Raw genomic sequence first — 17,838 nt, 5'->3', positions numbered from 1 at the left:
CGTCACCATTAAAGATATTTAACCGCACTTTATTACTAGAGGTGTCAATGGTAAGTAAATGATATAGGCGTGATTATTTTATGTTTGTTAGGGTTATATTTTTGAGTTAATTCACAAATATGCTTATATCTTTGTAGTTATGTTGACACTGATGCAGTGAGATTTTATTGTATTCTTGTTTTGGGGCTATAGCTCAGCTGGGAGAGCGCTTCGCTGGCAGCGAAGAGGTCAGCGGTTCGATACCGCTTAGCTCCACCAAATTCTAAACCTCGCCTTGTGCGAGGTTTTTTTATGTCTAAATTTATCCATTTAAAACAAAGCCCCGCATAGTGGCGAGGCTCTTTATTGCTATAGCGAAATCTTAGAATCGCGCATTTACAATAGGGAATACAGGTAAGCTGTTACTGACGAAAGTACCAGACTTATCATAGTTAATCAGGCCGATCTGAATGCCTTTATTAATATGATCGGTTGCGTTCACTAAGCCAAACTGTAGGCCATTTAGTGTTCCTGCGTAGTTAAATGTACCGAACTGCGCACCTGTAAAGTTGCCAGCAGTATAGTTTACGGCACCAAAATCAGCCCCTTTCGCATTACCGTCGTTCAAGTTTGCAAGACCAAATTCAAGCCCCGTCATCATCGAACGAGTACGGTTCACACCAAATGCTAGGCCAAAGTTTAGACCTTTGAATGTATCAATATCTGAAAGACCTAATAATGAGAAGTTTACACCTGTTACAGAAGCGGTATGCCCATATAAAGCATTTAAGCGAACCCCTGTAACGTTACCTGCTGGTAGGTTTACGCCGGGTACTGAAAGCTGAACTGGTGTGTTAGCCATAGCTGCTGCAGGGGCAAGAAGAGCGGCAGATACAATAAGAGATGCTAATTTCATTTTCATAATGTCCTATACAAACTCATAACATGAGAGTTATGAAGTGCTGGCAGTATAAACACTAAACAATAAAAAACAACGTTCAAATATTGTAACGTTATGTTTCAAGTAATGAGCTAAATAAATCCATTTTATTGATTTAAAACAGTAAAAATATTTTTGATAATAATAGTTGTAGCCGTTTATTAGCCACAAAAATAAGGCTAATAACACGTTATAAAGCAGATTGTTCAAAGATGAGCAGATTAAATCATGCGACCCGAAGTGATAAAGACTGAATCTATATTGTATTGTTACGACACTACATTGTGTGAAAATAAAAAAGGCTTAGCAATAAAAATCGCTAAGCCTTTGAAAAATATGGCGCTCCCTACTGGAGTCGAACCAGTGGCCTTCCCCTTAGGAGTCGAAATAAAGCGATATTTAATTTCATTTTATTTTACTTCATTCCATTTAATAGTCATTCAAAATCAAAATGTTACATTGATAATGGTGTTTTATAGTATTACTTTGTTTTGCATATTATTACGTGCTAACTACACCTATTACGTCACTAACTACACCAGTTACTGCATCTAGTTATACATGAGTTAGCGTTATATTTTATGTGAGGTTGTAATGCTTACTGCTACAAAAATTAAAGGGTTTAAAACAAGTAAGTCTTTTGACTATTTGTGGGATAAGACAAACCAGCGTGGATGTGGACGTTTAGGTATTCGTTGTTATTCGTCTGGCTCAAAAGTTTTCGTTTTTCGCTTTTATGTTGAAGGCCAACGTCATTTCATTCAATTGGGCTCTTTCCCACAAATGTCATTGGATACAGCGCGAACTTTTGCTAGAACCTATGGCGGTATGCTGAAAGAGGGGCTTAACCCAAAAGACGAATTAGAAAAAGAACGTCAATCAAAAGAGCAAGTAGAGAGAGAGAATGAACGACTAAAGAACTTAGAAAATAAGTTGGGTTGTTTAGAACAGTTGGTTGATAGTTATATTAAGCAAATGGTGCTAGATGGTAAGCGTACTAGTGAGCGAGTAAGAAAGGCTATTCAAGCTGACGTTTACCCAGTAATTCCACCAGCAACAAAGGCTAAAGATGTTACACCTCATGATATCAAGATGGTTTTAGCTAGAATGATACAGCGAGGTGCGAGCTCTCAAAGTAATAAGGTTCGTTCTTACTTACATGCTGCATTTAACCATGCTCTGAAACATGATAATGATCCAGCCAAGATGTGTACTGAAACATTATTTAATGTGACATTTAATCCTGTAACTTCAGTACCTAAACAATCCCACGCTGATAGGGTTGGCGAACGTTGGCTAAAATGGGACGAACTCTATCTGTTACTTAGCAATGAATCAGGGATGTATTTTGATGAAGATATTCATATCTTAATTAAACTTTGTGTTCATTTAGGAGGGCAGCGTCCGTATGAAGTGATGGCTACCCGCTGGGATAGCGTTGATTTTGATAATGCGTCTTTTGAAATAGCTGGTGAAGTTTCAAAAAACTACAGAGCTAACTTAATCCCTTTAACCGATACAGCGTATTCACTATTAAGCCGATTAAAAGAGATCAGCGGCGATAGTGTCTACCTTTTCCCTAGAGATAGTGCTTCAGGACATTTAGACCCAAATTATTTATCCAGAATAATCCGTAAGTTTTGTGTTGATACTGAATTTAAGAAGTTTGTACCAAGGGATTTACGTCGTACTGTGAAAACATTAGCAGGGGAGCTTGGCATATCAAAAGAGATAAGAGATCGCATTCAAAACCACTCAATGAATGATGTTAGCTCTAAACACTATGACCGCTATGATTACTTTAAAGAGAAGCGTATAGCACTTGAGCGTTGGGAAGCGAAATTAAATGCGAATGAGGTAAGTAACGTTATCTCGCTGTTTGGTTGATTGTTACTTAGGTCACTTTTGTTTATGTAAATAAAAAGCCAGACGATAAGTCATAAAGACAAATGACTTAGTTTTGCCTATCTCGATTCTAGAGACATTTGGAACGTAGTTTTTCTACCTTAAATTTTATTTAGTGTGTTATTCGTATATATCTCATCAATGAATAATAGATGTGATAAAAATATCAAAGCACAGAGTGGGCAATATTTGGCTTATGGGTAATTTATTGCTTGATATTTAGGTAACAAATAGCCTATTAAAGTGTGTTGATTTATGAAAACCACATGTATTCAATGGGTTAAAGTAAATTAAAAGTTGGCATTAATATTGTTTATAAGTGCAGGCGTAATAGACGCATTTATCATCTTTTTTTTGAAGGATATTCTTATGCCAACTCCTTGTTATATTGCTATTCAAGGTAAAACTCAGGGCAACATTACAGCGGGTGCATTCACGGCTGATTCTGTCGGTAACATTTATGTTGAAGGTCACGAAGACCAAATGTTGGTGCAAGAGTTTAAGCATGTGGTGACCGTACCGACGGATCCACAGTCGGGTCAACCTTCAGGTCAACGTGTTCATAAGCCATTTCCGTTCACCGTTGCGCTGAATAAAGCGGTACCACTGATGTATAACGCCTTAGCATCGGGGGAAATGTTGCCATTGGTTGAGTTAAAATGGTATCGCACCTCTGTTGACGGTAAAAAAGAACATTACTTCACCACCACATTAACCGATGCCACGATCGTGAATATTGATACACAAATGCCACATTGTCAGGATGCGTCAAAAGTGGACTTTACTCAGCTTATTGAAGTGTCGATGTCTTACCGTAAGATCAACTGGGATCACACTATTTCAGGTACATCCGGTGCTGACGACTGGTGAGCACAGCTAGAAGCGTAATCATCACGACTGATATTGACCCGCATAACGCCTCTGTTGTGCGGGTTTTTGTCGTTATCGATAAATGAAAGGAAGCGGAGTTAAGGTAAAACATGGCGCAGCAAACAGGGTTACAATTTACCTTTGAGGTAGAAGGGTTAGAGGCTTCTACATTTGTGGTGACGGCATTTAACGGCGTAGATAATCTCTCGTTACCGTTCTCATTTACGATTGAACTGGCGAGCCGTCAATCGACATTGACGGCAAATGATACCATCGATCGCCCTGCATCATTAACAGTGTGGATGCATGGGGAAAAACAGCAACAATGGCGTGGCATTGTACGTCAATTTACCCAAGGGGATACGGGGCATCACCATACCTTTTATCAGGTGGAGTTAGTGCCGCCTTTTGCGCTATTAGCGTTACGTCAAAATGGTTGTTTACTGATTGTGATGATTTATATCTTTGTTATAGAGTATATTTAAATAATGATATATATCCTTTTTTTAATGCGTTATCTAAGCAAGTTACTATAAGTAATTATAGCGAAGTTAAATCTAGGCGAGATTTTTAAATATTCGAAAAAGCAGAGAGTTATTCTCTGCTTTTTTGTGGATGATGGCATGTTTCACAGATTAAATGATGAAAGAATCGAGTTTGGCTTCAAGATAATTTTTTGCAAAAAAAAAGTATTAATATTTTGTTACACAATATATTGATAATTAAATGGAATCTGAGTAATTGCCTATATTTCACACCCGTATTAAATAATATATTCAAAGAATAATTATTGATGTCAGTGTGTAATACCTATGCCACTTGTTGCTCATTATCGTGATACAGATCTTCAGCTTCAAACTGTTGCTCAACATTTATCAGAAACAGGTGAACTTTGTAGTGAGTTTGCAAAAAAAATCAACCTAGAACAGACAGGATTAATACTAGGTTTACTTCATGATTTCGGTAAATATAGCCAAGCTTTTCAAAACTATATACAGTCAGCTCAAGGGTTAATTGACCCTGACGATGTCTGCTTTATCGATGCTAAAGCCAATAAGGGTAAAATTGATCACGCAACAGCAGGTGCTCAATATATTTATGAAGCGCTTAAAAAGTATGGTGGTCAAGGTCAGGGGGATCTTTGTGGGCAAATATTAGCTTTATGTATTGCATCACATCATAGTGGGTTGATTGATGTTCTCTCAGCTGATTTTAATAAAGGAAATATCTTTAATTCTCGTATTCAAAAGTCAGAAGATAAAGCACATTTACAAGAATGTCGAAACAATGCTGATCCAGAAATAATACATCGTGTTAATGAATTGTTAATTACTTCAGAAGGTGCCCCTAAGCTATTAGATGAATTTTTTCAAAAAATAAAATCCATACTTGGTTCTCCCAAAACAGCAAATTCAACTATTAATAGCTTTAAACTTGGTTTTCTCACACGCTTCCTTTTTAGCTGTTTAATTGACGCAGACCGCTTAAATAGTGCTGAATTTAGTGAGCCTCGCCGTTTACAAGAGCGTCTATCTCGTTCAATCAAACCTGATTGGAATATTGCAATCACACGCTTAGAAAATAAATTAGCCACATTCAACATTAGAAATCCTATTGATACTATTCGCCGAAATATATCATTGGATTGTCTAAACAAAGCTCAAGAAAAACAAGGCATTTATAGTCTAACCGTGCCGACTGGCGGCGGTAAGACGTATGCCAGTCTTCGCTATGCCTTACATCATGCGAAAAAACATCAATGTGAGCATATTTTTTATATCATTCCATTTACATCAATCATTGAACAAAATGCTCAGGTTATTCGTGAAGCGATCGAACACCCCGATGATATTCATCCATGGGTACTAGAGCATCACTCGAGTATTGAGCCTGAACATCAAACTTGGCAAAGTAAAATTTGTGCAGAAAACTGGGACACGCCCATAGTCATTACAACTATGGTACAGTTTTTAGAAGCACTATTCTCTGGTGGCACTAAAAGTGCCAGGCGGTTACATCAACTTGCTAATAGTGTTCTTATTTTTGATGAAATCCAAACATTACCGATTAACTGCACCCATTTGTTTTGCAATGCATTAAACTTTCTCGTTGAACAGGCCAATTCAACCGCACTGTTATGTACAGCAACACAACCGTTACTCAACCAATTAGACAATAGTGAAAAAGGTCAATTAAAGATCACTGGTGAGTTAGTCTCAAATGTGGGTGCGCTATTTGATGATTTAAAACGCGTTCATATCAAGAATTGTTGCAAACCGCTTGGTTGGTCGCTAGATGAAATCACAGATCTTGCAATAGAACAATTTGAATCAACGGGAAGTTGTTTAACCATTGTTAATACCAAACAATGGGCACAAGATTTATATTTTGCTTGCCAAAATAAAATGGATGCCGATGCTTTATTTCATCTTAGTACCAATCAATGCTCAGCACACCGTAAAATTATCTTAGCCAAAATTCGTCAGCGTCTTGAAAATCATCAGCCTGTCATGTGCTTTAGTACTCAACTGATTGAAGCTGGTGTCGATGTTGATTTTGCCAGCGTGATCCGCTTTTTAGCTGGGTTGGATTCTATCGCTCAAGCAGCGGGTCGATGCAACCGTAACGGCAAAAAGTCGACCGCTACCGTTTTTGTTGTTAACCCAGATAATGAAAACACCAAAATGTTAACTGATATAGAGAAAGGCAAAAGGATCACTGAGCGAGTCATGAACGAAGGTTTTGATGATTTACTCGATCCAAAGGCAATGGCTCAGTATTTCTATTATTACTTTTTTCAGCGTAGTGAGGATATGGATTATCCATGCAAAGACAGTCAGAAAAACACCACTTCATTATTGGCTTTATTATCAAACAATAAATTGCACCCTTGCTCTTTAAATAAGCACAGAATAGAACAACATAACTTACCGCGTTTAGAGCAATCTTTTATGGAGGCGGGTAATATTTTCAAGGCGATAGACGCCCCAACCCAAGCCATTATTGTTGATTACCAATCATCAGATGGACATGTTGACGCTCAGCCCACAGCCAAAGACATCATCAATACCTTATGCAGTAAAGATAAAAAATTTGATGCCGAATCGTACTTTCAAGCCTTAAAACAGGCGCAAAAATACAGTGTGAATGTTTTCCCAAATGTGTTTGAAAAATTACTGAAAACTCAAGCCATTTATGAAACTCAACCTGGATCCGGTATTTATTGTCTTAATGAACAATATTACGACGACGCCTTTGGCCTGAGTACAGAGATAGTCAACTCATCTAACTTTTATAGCTGTTAACTACGGAGAGTATTACGTGAACTCAACACCTAAAAATAGCATCAGTTTTCGAGTCTGGGGTCGTTATGCTCTGTTTACGGATCCCGTGACCAAAATTGGTGGCGAAAAATGCAGTTACCATGTTCCAACCTATGAAGCACTTAAGGGCATTCTAAAATCCATTTACTGGAAGCCAACCTTGATATGGGTCATTGATCGAGTACGGATCATCAACCCGATTCGTACCCAAACTAAAGGTACTAAACCTCTGGTTTGGGGCGGTGGTAATACGCTTGCTATTTATACCTTTTTGCATGAAGTGGAGTATCAAGTCGAAGCCCATTTTGAATGGAATACTCATCGACCTGAACTTAAACAAGATCGCATTGATGGCAAACACTTTGCCATTGCGAAACGCATGCTTGAAAAAGGCGGTCGCCAAGATATTTTTCTTGGAACGAGAGATTGCCAAGCCTATGTCGAGCCCTGTGAATTTGGCTCTGGCAGCAGTATTTATGACAATATTGATGAACTGAGCTTTGGTTTAATGTTCCACAGTTTTGGTTACCCAGACGAAACAGGAAAAGATGTACTAGACAGTCGATTTTGGTTCCCAACCATGCGCTATGGCATCATTGAATTTGAGCATCCTCAGCAGTTTGATAATTCTGAACCACAATTGATCACTCGCCATGTTCGACCGATGACAGCCAAAGAGTTTGAACTGGATGTCAATCTGTTACCTGTTGAAAAACAGGAGGTTGAACAATGAGTTGGTTAGGAAAATTATATAAAACTTATGAGGCAGTACAACAACTTGACTTAGTTCAGTCAGAGCAGATCATGCCGATTTGCCATACTCCTCAAAATGCCCATATTCACATTACGCTAAATCAAAATGGTGAGTTTATTCGGGCTGAGGTTTTAGAAAAAACGCAAATTGTGTTGCCCGCCACCGAAAAATCCGCCAGTCGTAGTAGTGGCGAAGCACCACATCCTTTGGCCGATAAACTGCAATATGTGGCGAAAGACTATGCCAATTATGGTGGTAAAAAGAAGCCTTATTTTAATGGCTATGAAGCGCAGCTAAAGGAATGGATAGAATCGCCACATTCACACCCTAAAGCAGCGGCTGTTTACCTATATATAAGTAAAGGAACGATCATTGCGGACTTAATCAAACAGGGTATTTGCCATGTTGATGAAAATCAGATTTTACTAACATCATGGGATGATTCAGACAAACCAACTCCCTTGCTCTTAAAAGTATTACCGAAAGAAAAAGGGCAAGTTGAGCAAGGAAGTGCCTTAGTGTGTTGGAGTGTTGAAATTGCAGGTGATCAATGTCCTCAAACATGGAAAGACAGCAGTCTACAACAGGCATGGATTGACTTTGATATTAACAATAGTGGTAAATCTTCACTGTGTTATGTCACTGGCAACAATATAGCAGCAGCGGTCAACCATCCTGCAAAAATTCGTCATACAGGTGATAAAGCCAAGCTTATATCTTCAAATGATAAAGATGGCTATACCTATCGTGGACGATTTTTCGATAGTCAGCAAGCCGCAACTGTGAGTTTTGAAGTCACTCAAAAAGCCCACAATACCTTACGTTGGCTTATTGATCGCCAAGGATATCGTAATGGTGATCAAGTCATTATTGCATGGGCGGTAAATCAGCCAGACATTCCTCAACCACTAGAAAGCCTTGATGAACCAGAAGCCCTATTTAATGACGATTGGGGAGATGTTGATAATTTAACTCTTAATACTGAACCTGCACCAACGCCTATAGAGCTAACGCTAGATCACAGCAAAGATCTAGGTCAACGCTTCGGTCATTTATTCAGTGAAAAGCTAAAAGGCAAATTTTCAGGTGCACCTTTAGCGCTTACAGATTCGATTGTCGTGATGGCATTGGACTCTGCAACCCCTGGTCGAATGGGGGTGACGTATTATCGTGATTTTCAACCAGCTGAATATTTATCAAACCTTGAAGCGTGGCACCTTGATTGTGCTTGGTGGCAACGAGCAAGCAAAGAAAAACAAGAGGCTGGAACACCAAAATGGTATCGCAACGCACCTAGTCAAACGGCAATCATAGACGCAGTTTATGGCGACATGGCCAATACAAAAAGTGGTCAAGGACTTAAGAAAAACATTTCAGAGCGCTTACTGCCATCGATTATCGATAAACAATCGATTCCTCTCGATATTATGCGCAGAGCAACATACAGAGCAACTCAACGTCACAGTTTTGAATTAGAACAGTGGGAACAAAATCTCGGTGTCGCCTGTGCACTATATCGCGGCTACGCAATCAGAACATTATGGAGAAACTACGCTATGGCGTTAGAAACGAATAATACTTCACGTGATTATCTTTATGGTCGTCTACTCGCCGTAGCCGAAAATATCGAACAATTCTCGTTAGATAAATCTGGTGAAAAGCGATTAACCAATGCGGGACGATTAATGCAGCGTTTTGCTGATCGTCCATTTACTACCTGGAAAACGATTGAATTATCACTGTTACCTTATATTCAGCGATTACAAAACACGCACGGTGGCTTTATCACCGCTAGAAAGCAATTACTCGATCAGATCCATAGCTTATTTAACAGCGATAGCTTTAACTCAGACAAAGCGCTCTCTGCGGAATTCCTACTTGGATTCCATAGCCAACGGCTTGAATTGATGGCAAAGAAAACGGCAACTGAATCTCAAGAAGAAGTTATTAATTAAGGAAATCACTATGTCACTGAATCATAAAATTGATTTTGCTATTATTTTTACGGTTAACCATGCCAATCCAAATGGCGATCCTTTAAACGGTAATCGTCCTCGTCAAGATTATCAGGGTTTTGGTGAAGTTACCGATGTTTGTCTTAAACGCAAACTACGCGATCGCTTACAAGAAGCAGAGCAGTCTATTTTCGTGCAATCCGATGAGAAAAAAACGGATAGTATGACGAGCTTACGTAATCGCGCTGAATCTGCTGAGTTTGGTGTAGGCAAAGATGTGTTTAATACAAAAAAAACCACCATTGCTGACGCAACTAAAATTGTCTGTGCTAAATGGTTTGATGTTCGTGCCTTTGGACAAGTTTTTGCTTATTCAAAATCAACGGGAAGTGAAGGTATTTCATTGCCTATTCGTGGTCCTGTAACCATTCAATCCGCATTTAGTCTTGAGCCAATCAGTATTGAAAGTACTCAAATTACAAAAAGTGTCAGTGGTGAAGGGGATGGTTCTAAAAAATCTTCCGATACGATGGGCATGAAACACCGTGTAGATAAAGCCACTTATGTCAGCTTTGGTGCAATGACGCCACAACTGGCAACAAAAACGGGCTTTAGTGATGATGATGCGGAAATAATAAAAACGCTTTTGCCACGTTTATTTGAAGGTGATGCCTCATCAGCACGACCAGAAGGCTCAATGGTCGTAGATAAAATTATTTGGTGGCAGCATAACAGTAAATCAGGTCAATATTCATCGGCTAAGGTGCATCAGACGCTACGTCATCATCTAGAACAAGGGTTACCGTTAGACAATTCAGCCCTTAACGACAGTTTAATGAATGTATTACCTGATCTAACACCTGAAATTATAGAAGGTTTCTAATCATGGATGAGCGCCTGATCCCTCTTTCAGCATTACAGCATTATGTATTTTGTCCGAGACAGTGTGCGCTAATTCATAGCGAACAGGTTTGGGCTGATAACTATTTAACAGCGCAAGGTAATCAGCTACATGAAAGAGTCGATCACGGCGCTCCTGAAACTCGAAAAAACATCCGTTTTGAACGGGGTGTTAACGTTGCTGCGCCACAGCTAGGTATTACAGGCAAGCTTGATTTACTTGAATATCATATTAAAGAGTACATTTATACTCCCGTAGAATATAAGCGAGGGCGCCCTAAAAAAGATGACAGTGATCGTGTTCAATTATGTGCACAAGCACTCTGTATCGAAGAAATGACAAATCAAGAAGTGACTACAGGTGCGCTATGGTATTGGCAAACACGTAAACGAGTTGATATTGAGATCAATGAGTCATTACGACAGACAACCCTCACTATTATTCAAGAAGTTAAGAACCTTTTTAATCGTGGAGTAACACCGAAACCCATATTAACCAAAGCGTGTGAGGCATGTTCATTAAATGATTTATGTTTCCCCTCGTTATTTCGCCAAGATAAATCAACAAAATATCTAAAATCCCTTTACCGCATGGATAGCGATGAATGAAAAAATTACAAAACTGTCTTTATATAAATAGAGATGGTGCCTACCTTCATAAAGAACGTGAAACACTGATTATTGATATAAAAGTCGAAGGAAAGAAACAAAAACTCATCCAATTACCGATACATTCTATCAGTCATATTTTTTGTTTTGGTAACATTATGGTATCACCTCAAGTCATGGGGTTTTGTGGCGAAAATGGCACTGGTTTGGCTTTTTTTAATCAATATGGACGTTTTCAAGCACGTATAGTTGGTAAACAATCAGGTAATGTTTTATTACGCAGAGCACAATACGAGATTACAGATAAACAAGCCGCTATTTTAGCTAGAGATATTGTAGCAGCAAAAATACGTAGCTCTCGAGCAGTATTACAACGGCATGCTCGTAATCATAACAATACCGTCGATATCCAGAATGCAATAAACAGACATCGTCAAATCATTGAAGAATTGCCAGCACATACTGATCTTGAAAAAATACGAGGATTAGAAGGCGAAGCTGCCAGTCATTATTTTAAAGTATTTGATCAATTAATCACTAATTCATCAAATGATATTCGCTTTGATGGTCGAAACCGTCGCCCACCGAAAGATCCAATCAATGCCATGTTGTCATTTTTATATGCTGTTCAAGGCAATGAAATAAGTAGTGCATTACAAGGCGTAGGCTTAGATCCTCAAGTTGGATTTTTACATGTTGAACGTCCAGGACGAGACAGTTTGGCACAAGATCTTCTTGAAGAATTTCGGTCCTTTTTTATTGATCGTTTAGTACTCACACTCATCAATCGAAAACAAGTATCAATGAAAGATTTTGAAACAGATACTTTAGGTGGTGTCAGTATAAAAGAGGATACACGTAAAGCTATTCTTCAGGCATATCAGCTAAAGAAACAAGAAGAGATTCATCATCCTTTTTTAAACGAAAAAATTGCCATAGGATTACTCCCTCATATACAAGCCATGCTCTTAGCAAGATACATTCGAGGGGATATTGCACATTATCCACCATTCTATCAACGTTAAATGAGATATCTAACTATGATGGTATTAGTAACCTATGATGTATGTTTAAGTGATTCATCTGGCAAACGTCGACTACGTCAAATTGCAAAACTTTGTTTAGATTATGGCGTAAGAGTTCAATATTCAGTATTTGAATGCGATATAGCACCAGATCAATGGGTAAAATTTAAAGCTAAGCTACTGGCATTGTATGAGCCAGATGTGGATAGTTTACGTTTTTACCTATTAGGAAAAAATTGGCGTCATCGTGTTGAGCATCATGGTGCTAAAGTTGCTGTTGATATCTACCAAGATAACCTGATTATCTAATTCGCTAACCTTATGTTCTCATGAAAAACCTATTAGGTTAGCTCAAATTTAATTTACTGATTATAAAGTTCTTTTACAAATTAGGATCTACTATTCAAAAAATCATCTCACTTTTAAATATGGTTAGCGCAACCCCCCTTTTTAGCATAGGCTACATCGGCTTTACCCAAAAGGCAGTCGCTCCCACCACGGGAGCGTGGATTGAAACCGTTAATGTCACTAAATGCTTGCTGGCGATCTGCTGTCGCTCCCACCACGGGAGCGTGGATTGAAACTCCTAGACATTGCAAAAGATAAATTAGCGGATTAGTCGCTCCCACCACGGGAGCGTGGATTGAAACAGTTCACATGTTAACGTGGTCTAAACAACGTGGCGTCGCTCCCACCACGGGAGCGTGGATTGAAACTAACCATGTGGAAGGGGAACCCCACCCTGTATCAAGTCGCTCCCACCACGGGAGCGTGGATTGAAACCACAAACAGTGTGTCACCATGTCTAAATGTGTCGTCGCTCCCACCACGGGAGCGTGGATTGAAACTCGTCGATGAATTCGTTGTACTGATCATACTTAGGTCGCTCCCACCACGGGAGCGTGGATTGAAACAATAAACCTTGCTATCAGTGTAGCTATACCAATTGTCGCTCCCACCACGGGAGCGTGGATTGAAACATCAACAAAAACACATCAAGTTAATGGCTTGCATGTCGCTCCCACCACGGGAGCGTGGATTGAAACGGCTGCTATAAAGACTATGATTACTGTGAGCCAGAGTCGCTCCCACCACGGGAGCGTGGATTGAAACAACACCACCGCTAGGTAATTCTACAGGGTCAGATGGTCGCTCCCACCACGGGAGCGTGGATTGAAACATTACAACACCAAAACCATAGGGGATTCTGAATCGTCGCTCCCACCACGGGAGCGTGGATTGAAACTCAAACACTTGAGAAAGTAACTCCCCTACTTACAAGTCGCTCCCACCACGGGAGCGTGGATTGAAACTTTATGGTTAACACCTTAATAGGATAAAAAAATGGTCGCTCCCACCACGGGAGCGTGGATTGAAACCAGACTGGCGAAGCATTTACAGCAATGGAGCTTTGTCGCTCCCACCACGGGAGCGTGGATTGAAACTCTTTAAAAGTTTTAACGTGGACTTGCTAACTAACGTCGCTCCCACCACGGGAGCGTGGATTGAAACTTGTTAATACCATTCAATATAGCCTCACCAATCCGTCGCTCCCACCACGGGAGCGTGGATTGAAACTGGTGCTGGTGGATCGGGTATAAACCTACCTGACGTCGCTCCCACCACGGGAGCGTGGATTGAAACACTTACTAATAGATCGTAATATCGACATGGATTTGTCGCTCCCACCACGGGAGCGTGGATTGAAACAAGAAGGGGTGTATCGAGATGTTTGAACTTACCGGTCGCTCCCACCACGGGAGCGTGGATTGAAACGGCGGTAGTGCTGCGCGTTTAATGGCAACGTATGAGGTCGCTCCCACCACGGGAGCGTGGATTGAAACTGAAACAGCAGAAGTTAATTTCTCTACGATGTACGTCGCTCCCACCACGGGAGCGTGGATTGAAACGGAAGATTCAGAAGAATACAAAGATTACAATCACGTCGCTCCCACCACGGGAGCGTGGATTGAAACTAAAGAGCCATAAGAGCGTTTACACTGTTACTGAGGTCGCTCCCACCACGGGAGCGTGGATTGAAACAAACGTTAGTATTGCATGTTCAACTGCGCTTTTTAGTCGCTCCCACCACGGGAGCGTGGATTGAAACAATAAAAAAGAAGATGGTTCACCGCTTTGCCAAGGTCGCTCCCACCACGGGAGCGTGGATTGAAACAGGTCTAACGCTGTACTGAATGTCGCTGAACCGCGTCGCTCCCACCACGGGAGCGTGGATTGAAACGGAACAGAGCAAAGCCCGACATCTTCATTCGCATCGTCGCTCCCACCACGGGAGCGTGGATTGAAACCATGCTATATAGTTAAACGCCCATTCATTCATAGTCGCTCCCACCACGGGAGCGTGGATTAAAACCAAGATGAACCAGATCCGAATGATGAGTTTGGCGTGTCGCTCCCACCACGGGAGCGTGGATTGAAACCAATCGGCATTAGTAACCATTGAAACACGCTGCGTCGCTCCCACCACGGGAGCGTGGATTGAAACCCAACGTGACGCTGTTTGCATCTGTTGAATCATGTCGCTCCCACCACGGGAGCGTGGATTGAAACACAAAACGTAAAACCATGATACTCTTTTTGGGTGTCGCTCCCACCACGGGAGCGTGGATTGAAACTAGTTAAATGTTAGAATTAATACTTACTAAAAACGTCGCTCCCACCACGGGAGCGTGGATTGAAACATACCAACAGCAATACCAACAGCCAAAACACCAAGTCGCTCCCACCACGGGAGCGTGGATTGAAACTAGTTCGAGCAGTATTGCTTATCTGAAACTGAATATGTTTTTTATAATATATAGATGGTGGAAGTGGTTAAAGTCAGTAGTGGCGGTGTGGTTGAAGAAGCTGTATTCGAAGACGTAAAAGCCACCAGCCAAGCATTAGTTGAACGTTTGGATGAAGCGATAATGATTGTTGATTTCTTTAATAAGCCTGATGATATCGATCATGGGATATACGCACGTAAAGGGCTTATTACGTGGTATAAGCGTCAAGCTGAAAAGAAGATAAGAGAGAAGGTTGAACGTTACGCCCATATCGTAGGTGTTGAAACTGGCGTAATTAGAATTAAGTCGTTTAAAAGCCGCTGGGGAAGCTGTACACCTTATGGTGACTTAGAGTTTAATTGGGTCATTATGATGGCACCGAATCGAGTAGTGGATTATGTGGTTATCCATGAGTTGTGTCATTTAATACAAATGGATCACTCTCCACAGTTCTGGCGTGAAGTTGAACGAGTAATGCCTGATTACTTTGAGCATAAGGAGTGGCTTAAAGATAATGGGCATAAGCTTGTAATTTAAAATATTAAATAAAGATGAGTGCGCACTCATTAAATTACTTACCTATGTTACTAACTTCTACCAAGTATCATGCGTATTCATCCAATTATCTAAAAACTGACTTTGTGGTCGTGTTATTTCTTGGAAGTAATCTTTCAACTGAAACTGCGGTTGATATACATGAAACTTAAAATGCTGGTAATCCATTTCTTGGTAATATTTATCAAGCGCTGTTTGTACAACTAACAATGCTTCATAACCATATTTTTCGAATAAGAAATATTTCATCGTTTCAAGCGGTATCTGATTTTTATCGACTATACCAAATACAGTGCTCCACTGAATAATATCGCTATCCATTAAGATATCCAAAGCTATAAAAGCCTTGTCTGCTCTCAATATATATGAATCATCAACAATGTTTAAATAAAACCAATTAGGAAAACGCTTAAATGCATTTCGAGAGCTAATTAATTTACCCAATTCACTGATAGGCCCTGTTGACGCACCACCATGTTTATAACAACGGTTATTCCTACCTGCACCTAACTCAGTGCATAAGCTACCATCTTTGTTTTTGGCATTACAAAGCATAATGATTACCTTTGGTTAGTATTAATTGAAAAAAACATATAGCTAATTGCGCACTTATTTTTAAACTAATGATAATTTCGCAATAATAATGTTGTTTTCTATCAGTGTTTTAAATTAAAAAAGAACATGCTGTACATTAGGGTTTGTTTTGTTCTTTTTATTAAAAGTATTTTGTAAATTAATATATATATCTTCTTCTATTTTTTTAAATGCATTACGAGCACTACTATCTGCTTTAGTAGTGTACATTCTAATAAACTTACCAATAGTAAGAGCAGGATCTTGAGTATTCATAAGTTTGAACTTATAGTATAATTCATACCATTGATTTGCTGATTTCATTATTCATTCTCTTAATGTAATAATCGGTAGATGAAATGTAATAGTTGCCATCTTCCGCTAAGTAGTCATTGTTACTATTGCTTTTTTCTTTAGGTCTATTTACGGTGGTTGACTCACCGTAAACCTTATAGTTTAACTCTTTTTTATTTAAACTATAGAAATTGCTTGTTTTGATGCTTCCATTACTTCTATTTTTCTTTATTAATATTTTACATAATACAATTTCTTTTATGCCTCGATTAATAGTTGCCTCCCCATAGCCGCTTATCTCACTTATCTTTTTTGCTGATGGGTAGCATTCAAAATCTGAATTCATAAAGCTAACTATATGCAATAATATTGATTTATTCGTCGGTGTTAAGCCTAATATTTTTGGTGCTGTTTTAGTAATTAATTGCGTTAATTCAAATTGCGTATTATATGACATACTATTTTTTGTCATTTATCACATTGATAGATTGTTTTATCATGGGTGACAAATACATCTACCACCCTGATAATTATCTACTATCACTATGATAGATAATCAAACCATTAATAAATAAATTAATAAAAGTGTTTTACTTTTTATCTGAAGAGCAAAGGCTTTTTAACCAATTTTTAATAACATCCTCTTCCCATCCGAGAACTACACCATTAATTCTCATTGGTTCAGGTAATATACCTTCTTTTATCCAGCGCCATATTGTTATACGACCTTTACTGGTTAATTCACAAAGTTCATCTTGAGTAATAAGACGTTTATTCATTATTTAAATTACCTATAATTTTTATGTCTTATTTAGGGTGCGTTGAAATACTATAGAATAGTTTGAAAGCTTGTAAAGTGTGATTAAATAAAATTTTTATGTTCTTTGTTGTTGTTAGTACCTTATTGGAGGTTGAAAGAGAGAGTTACATGCGCAAGATTTTTTTTATTTTTTTTATTTATTTTTCAGCGAGGTCAAAAATAGTACAGTTAGTTGTTCAAAAAAAACTCAAAACGTGGAGTGTTAGTATTATTGGAAATGAAAATGTATAGATTGCCGAGGGTACCAATCAGGTATTGAACGTTCTACTCTATTCTGAATTTTTCATGTATTTGTGATGTTATTAACACAAATTTAAAAAACAAAGATTTTTTTTACTTTTTTGGGGGATGGTGTATTTGGAGAAAGTAAAGAGTGCTAACTACACCTATAACTACACCTATTCATCCAGATATAAAAAAGGCTTAGCAATAAAAAATCGCTAAGCCTTTGAAAAATATGGCGCTCCCTACTGGAGTCGAACCAGTGGCCTTCCCCTTAGGAGGGGGACGCTCTATCCATCTGAGCTAAGGAAGCATTTGAGTATTA

Annotated in this window: 16 protein-coding genes, 2 tRNA genes and 1 CRISPR repeat array; of the genes, 12 read left to right on the top strand and 6 right to left on the bottom strand. The window is 39.1% G+C overall.

Annotated features, from left to right (window positions below; translation table 11 throughout):
- Nucleotides 1-182 precede the first annotated feature (182 nt).
- Nucleotides 183-258: transfer RNA gene (locus tag C9J41_RS02270), tRNA-Ala, on the top strand.
- A gap of 103 nt (nucleotides 259-361) precedes the next feature.
- On the opposite strand, the gene C9J41_RS02265 is transcribed toward C9J41_RS02270, so the two are convergent.
- Nucleotides 362-895: a hypothetical protein gene (locus C9J41_RS02265; RefSeq protein WP_233217610.1), complete on the bottom strand. Its 534-nt coding sequence runs from the start codon at nucleotides 893-895 to the stop codon at nucleotides 362-364.
- 618 nt (nucleotides 896-1,513) lie between these two features.
- Here C9J41_RS02265 and C9J41_RS02260 point away from each other — a divergent pair.
- The 11 genes from C9J41_RS02260 to C9J41_RS02210 all read left to right on the top strand — a co-directional run bounded on the left by C9J41_RS02260 (nucleotide 1,514) and on the right by C9J41_RS02210 (nucleotide 15,586).
- Complete coding sequence (locus C9J41_RS02260; protein WP_107294156.1) at nucleotides 1,514-2,806, top strand: site-specific integrase; 1,293 nt, start codon at nucleotides 1,514-1,516, stop codon at nucleotides 2,804-2,806.
- Between the two features lie 387 nt (nucleotides 2,807-3,193).
- The gene (locus C9J41_RS02255) at nucleotides 3,194-3,694 is read left to right on the top strand and encodes an Hcp family type VI secretion system effector (RefSeq protein ID WP_107294155.1); all 501 of its coding nucleotides are present in this window, start codon (nucleotides 3,194-3,196) and stop codon (nucleotides 3,692-3,694) included.
- Nucleotides 3,695-3,804: 110 nt separating this feature from the next.
- Entirely contained in the window at nucleotides 3,805-4,179 is a 375-nt protein-coding gene (locus C9J41_RS02250) for a contractile injection system protein, VgrG/Pvc8 family (protein WP_107294154.1), read from the top strand.
- Between the two features lie 327 nt (nucleotides 4,180-4,506).
- Nucleotides 4,507-6,999, top strand: a complete 2,493-nt coding sequence (locus C9J41_RS02245; protein WP_107294153.1) for a CRISPR-associated helicase/endonuclease Cas3 — start codon at nucleotides 4,507-4,509, stop codon at nucleotides 6,997-6,999.
- Between the two features lie 16 nt (nucleotides 7,000-7,015).
- Nucleotides 7,016-7,750 carry a type I-C CRISPR-associated protein Cas5c gene (gene cas5c, locus C9J41_RS02240; protein ID WP_107294152.1) on the top strand — a complete coding sequence of 245 codons (735 nt, stop codon included), beginning with the start codon at nucleotides 7,016-7,018 and terminating at the stop codon, nucleotides 7,748-7,750.
- A complete protein-coding gene (cas8c, locus tag C9J41_RS02235) occupies nucleotides 7,747-9,726 on the top strand; it encodes a type I-C CRISPR-associated protein Cas8c/Csd1 (protein ID WP_107294151.1) in 1,980 nt (659 codons plus the stop codon). Before cas5c ends, cas8c begins: the two co-directional genes overlap by 4 nt.
- A gap of 10 nt (nucleotides 9,727-9,736) precedes the next feature.
- Complete coding sequence (gene cas7c / locus C9J41_RS02230; RefSeq protein ID WP_107294150.1) at nucleotides 9,737-10,609, top strand: type I-C CRISPR-associated protein Cas7/Csd2; 873 nt, start codon at nucleotides 9,737-9,739, stop codon at nucleotides 10,607-10,609.
- A gap of 2 nt (nucleotides 10,610-10,611) precedes the next feature.
- Nucleotides 10,612-11,235 (top strand): CRISPR-associated protein Cas4, encoded by a 624-nt coding sequence (gene cas4, locus C9J41_RS02225; protein WP_199194424.1) that lies wholly within the window; start codon nucleotides 10,612-10,614, stop codon nucleotides 11,233-11,235.
- A complete protein-coding gene (cas1c, locus tag C9J41_RS02220; protein ID WP_107294148.1) occupies nucleotides 11,232-12,260 on the top strand; it encodes a type I-C CRISPR-associated endonuclease Cas1c in 1,029 nt (342 codons plus the stop codon). Before cas4 ends, cas1c begins: the two co-directional genes overlap by 4 nt.
- Nucleotides 12,261-12,275: 15 nt before the next feature.
- Entirely contained in the window at nucleotides 12,276-12,569 is a 294-nt protein-coding gene (gene cas2, locus C9J41_RS02215) for a CRISPR-associated endonuclease Cas2 (RefSeq protein WP_107294147.1), read from the top strand.
- A gap of 176 nt (nucleotides 12,570-12,745) precedes the next feature.
- Nucleotides 12,746-15,028: direct repeats of the CRISPR family, unit length 32 nt; unit sequence GTCGCTCCCACCACGGGAGCGTGGATTGAAAC.
- 63 nt (nucleotides 15,029-15,091) lie between these two features.
- Nucleotides 15,092-15,586 carry a M48 family metallopeptidase gene (locus C9J41_RS02210; RefSeq protein ID WP_233220376.1) on the top strand — a complete coding sequence of 165 codons (495 nt, stop codon included), beginning with the start codon at nucleotides 15,092-15,094 and terminating at the stop codon, nucleotides 15,584-15,586.
- 57 nt (nucleotides 15,587-15,643) lie between these two features.
- Here the strand turns inward: C9J41_RS02210 and C9J41_RS02205 are convergent, their stop codons facing one another.
- The 5 genes from C9J41_RS02205 to C9J41_RS02185 all read right to left on the bottom strand — a co-directional run bounded on the left by C9J41_RS02205 (nucleotide 15,644) and on the right by C9J41_RS02185 (nucleotide 17,826).
- Nucleotides 15,644-16,159: an HGGxSTG domain-containing protein gene (locus tag C9J41_RS02205; protein WP_107294145.1), complete on the bottom strand. Its 516-nt coding sequence runs from the start codon at nucleotides 16,157-16,159 to the stop codon at nucleotides 15,644-15,646.
- A gap of 114 nt (nucleotides 16,160-16,273) precedes the next feature.
- Nucleotides 16,274-16,453, bottom strand: a complete 180-nt coding sequence (locus C9J41_RS02200; protein WP_146151671.1) for a hypothetical protein — start codon at nucleotides 16,451-16,453, stop codon at nucleotides 16,274-16,276.
- 22 nt (nucleotides 16,454-16,475) lie between these two features.
- Nucleotides 16,476-16,943: a helix-turn-helix domain-containing protein gene (locus C9J41_RS02195; protein ID WP_107294143.1), complete on the bottom strand. Its 468-nt coding sequence runs from the start codon at nucleotides 16,941-16,943 to the stop codon at nucleotides 16,476-16,478.
- A 118-nt stretch (nucleotides 16,944-17,061) separates the two neighbouring features.
- Nucleotides 17,062-17,250 carry an AlpA family transcriptional regulator gene (locus tag C9J41_RS02190; RefSeq protein WP_107294142.1) on the bottom strand — a complete coding sequence of 63 codons (189 nt, stop codon included), beginning with the start codon at nucleotides 17,248-17,250 and terminating at the stop codon, nucleotides 17,062-17,064.
- A gap of 499 nt (nucleotides 17,251-17,749) precedes the next feature.
- Nucleotides 17,750-17,826 (bottom strand) — tRNA-Arg (locus C9J41_RS02185).
- Nucleotides 17,827-17,838: the final 12 nt, after the last annotated feature.

The sequence above is a fragment of the Photobacterium sp. GB-50 genome (genome assembly GCF_003026755.1).
GTDB lineage: Bacteria > Pseudomonadota > Gammaproteobacteria > Enterobacterales > Vibrionaceae > Photobacterium.
This window is presented reverse-complemented; position numbering and strand designations above follow the sequence as displayed.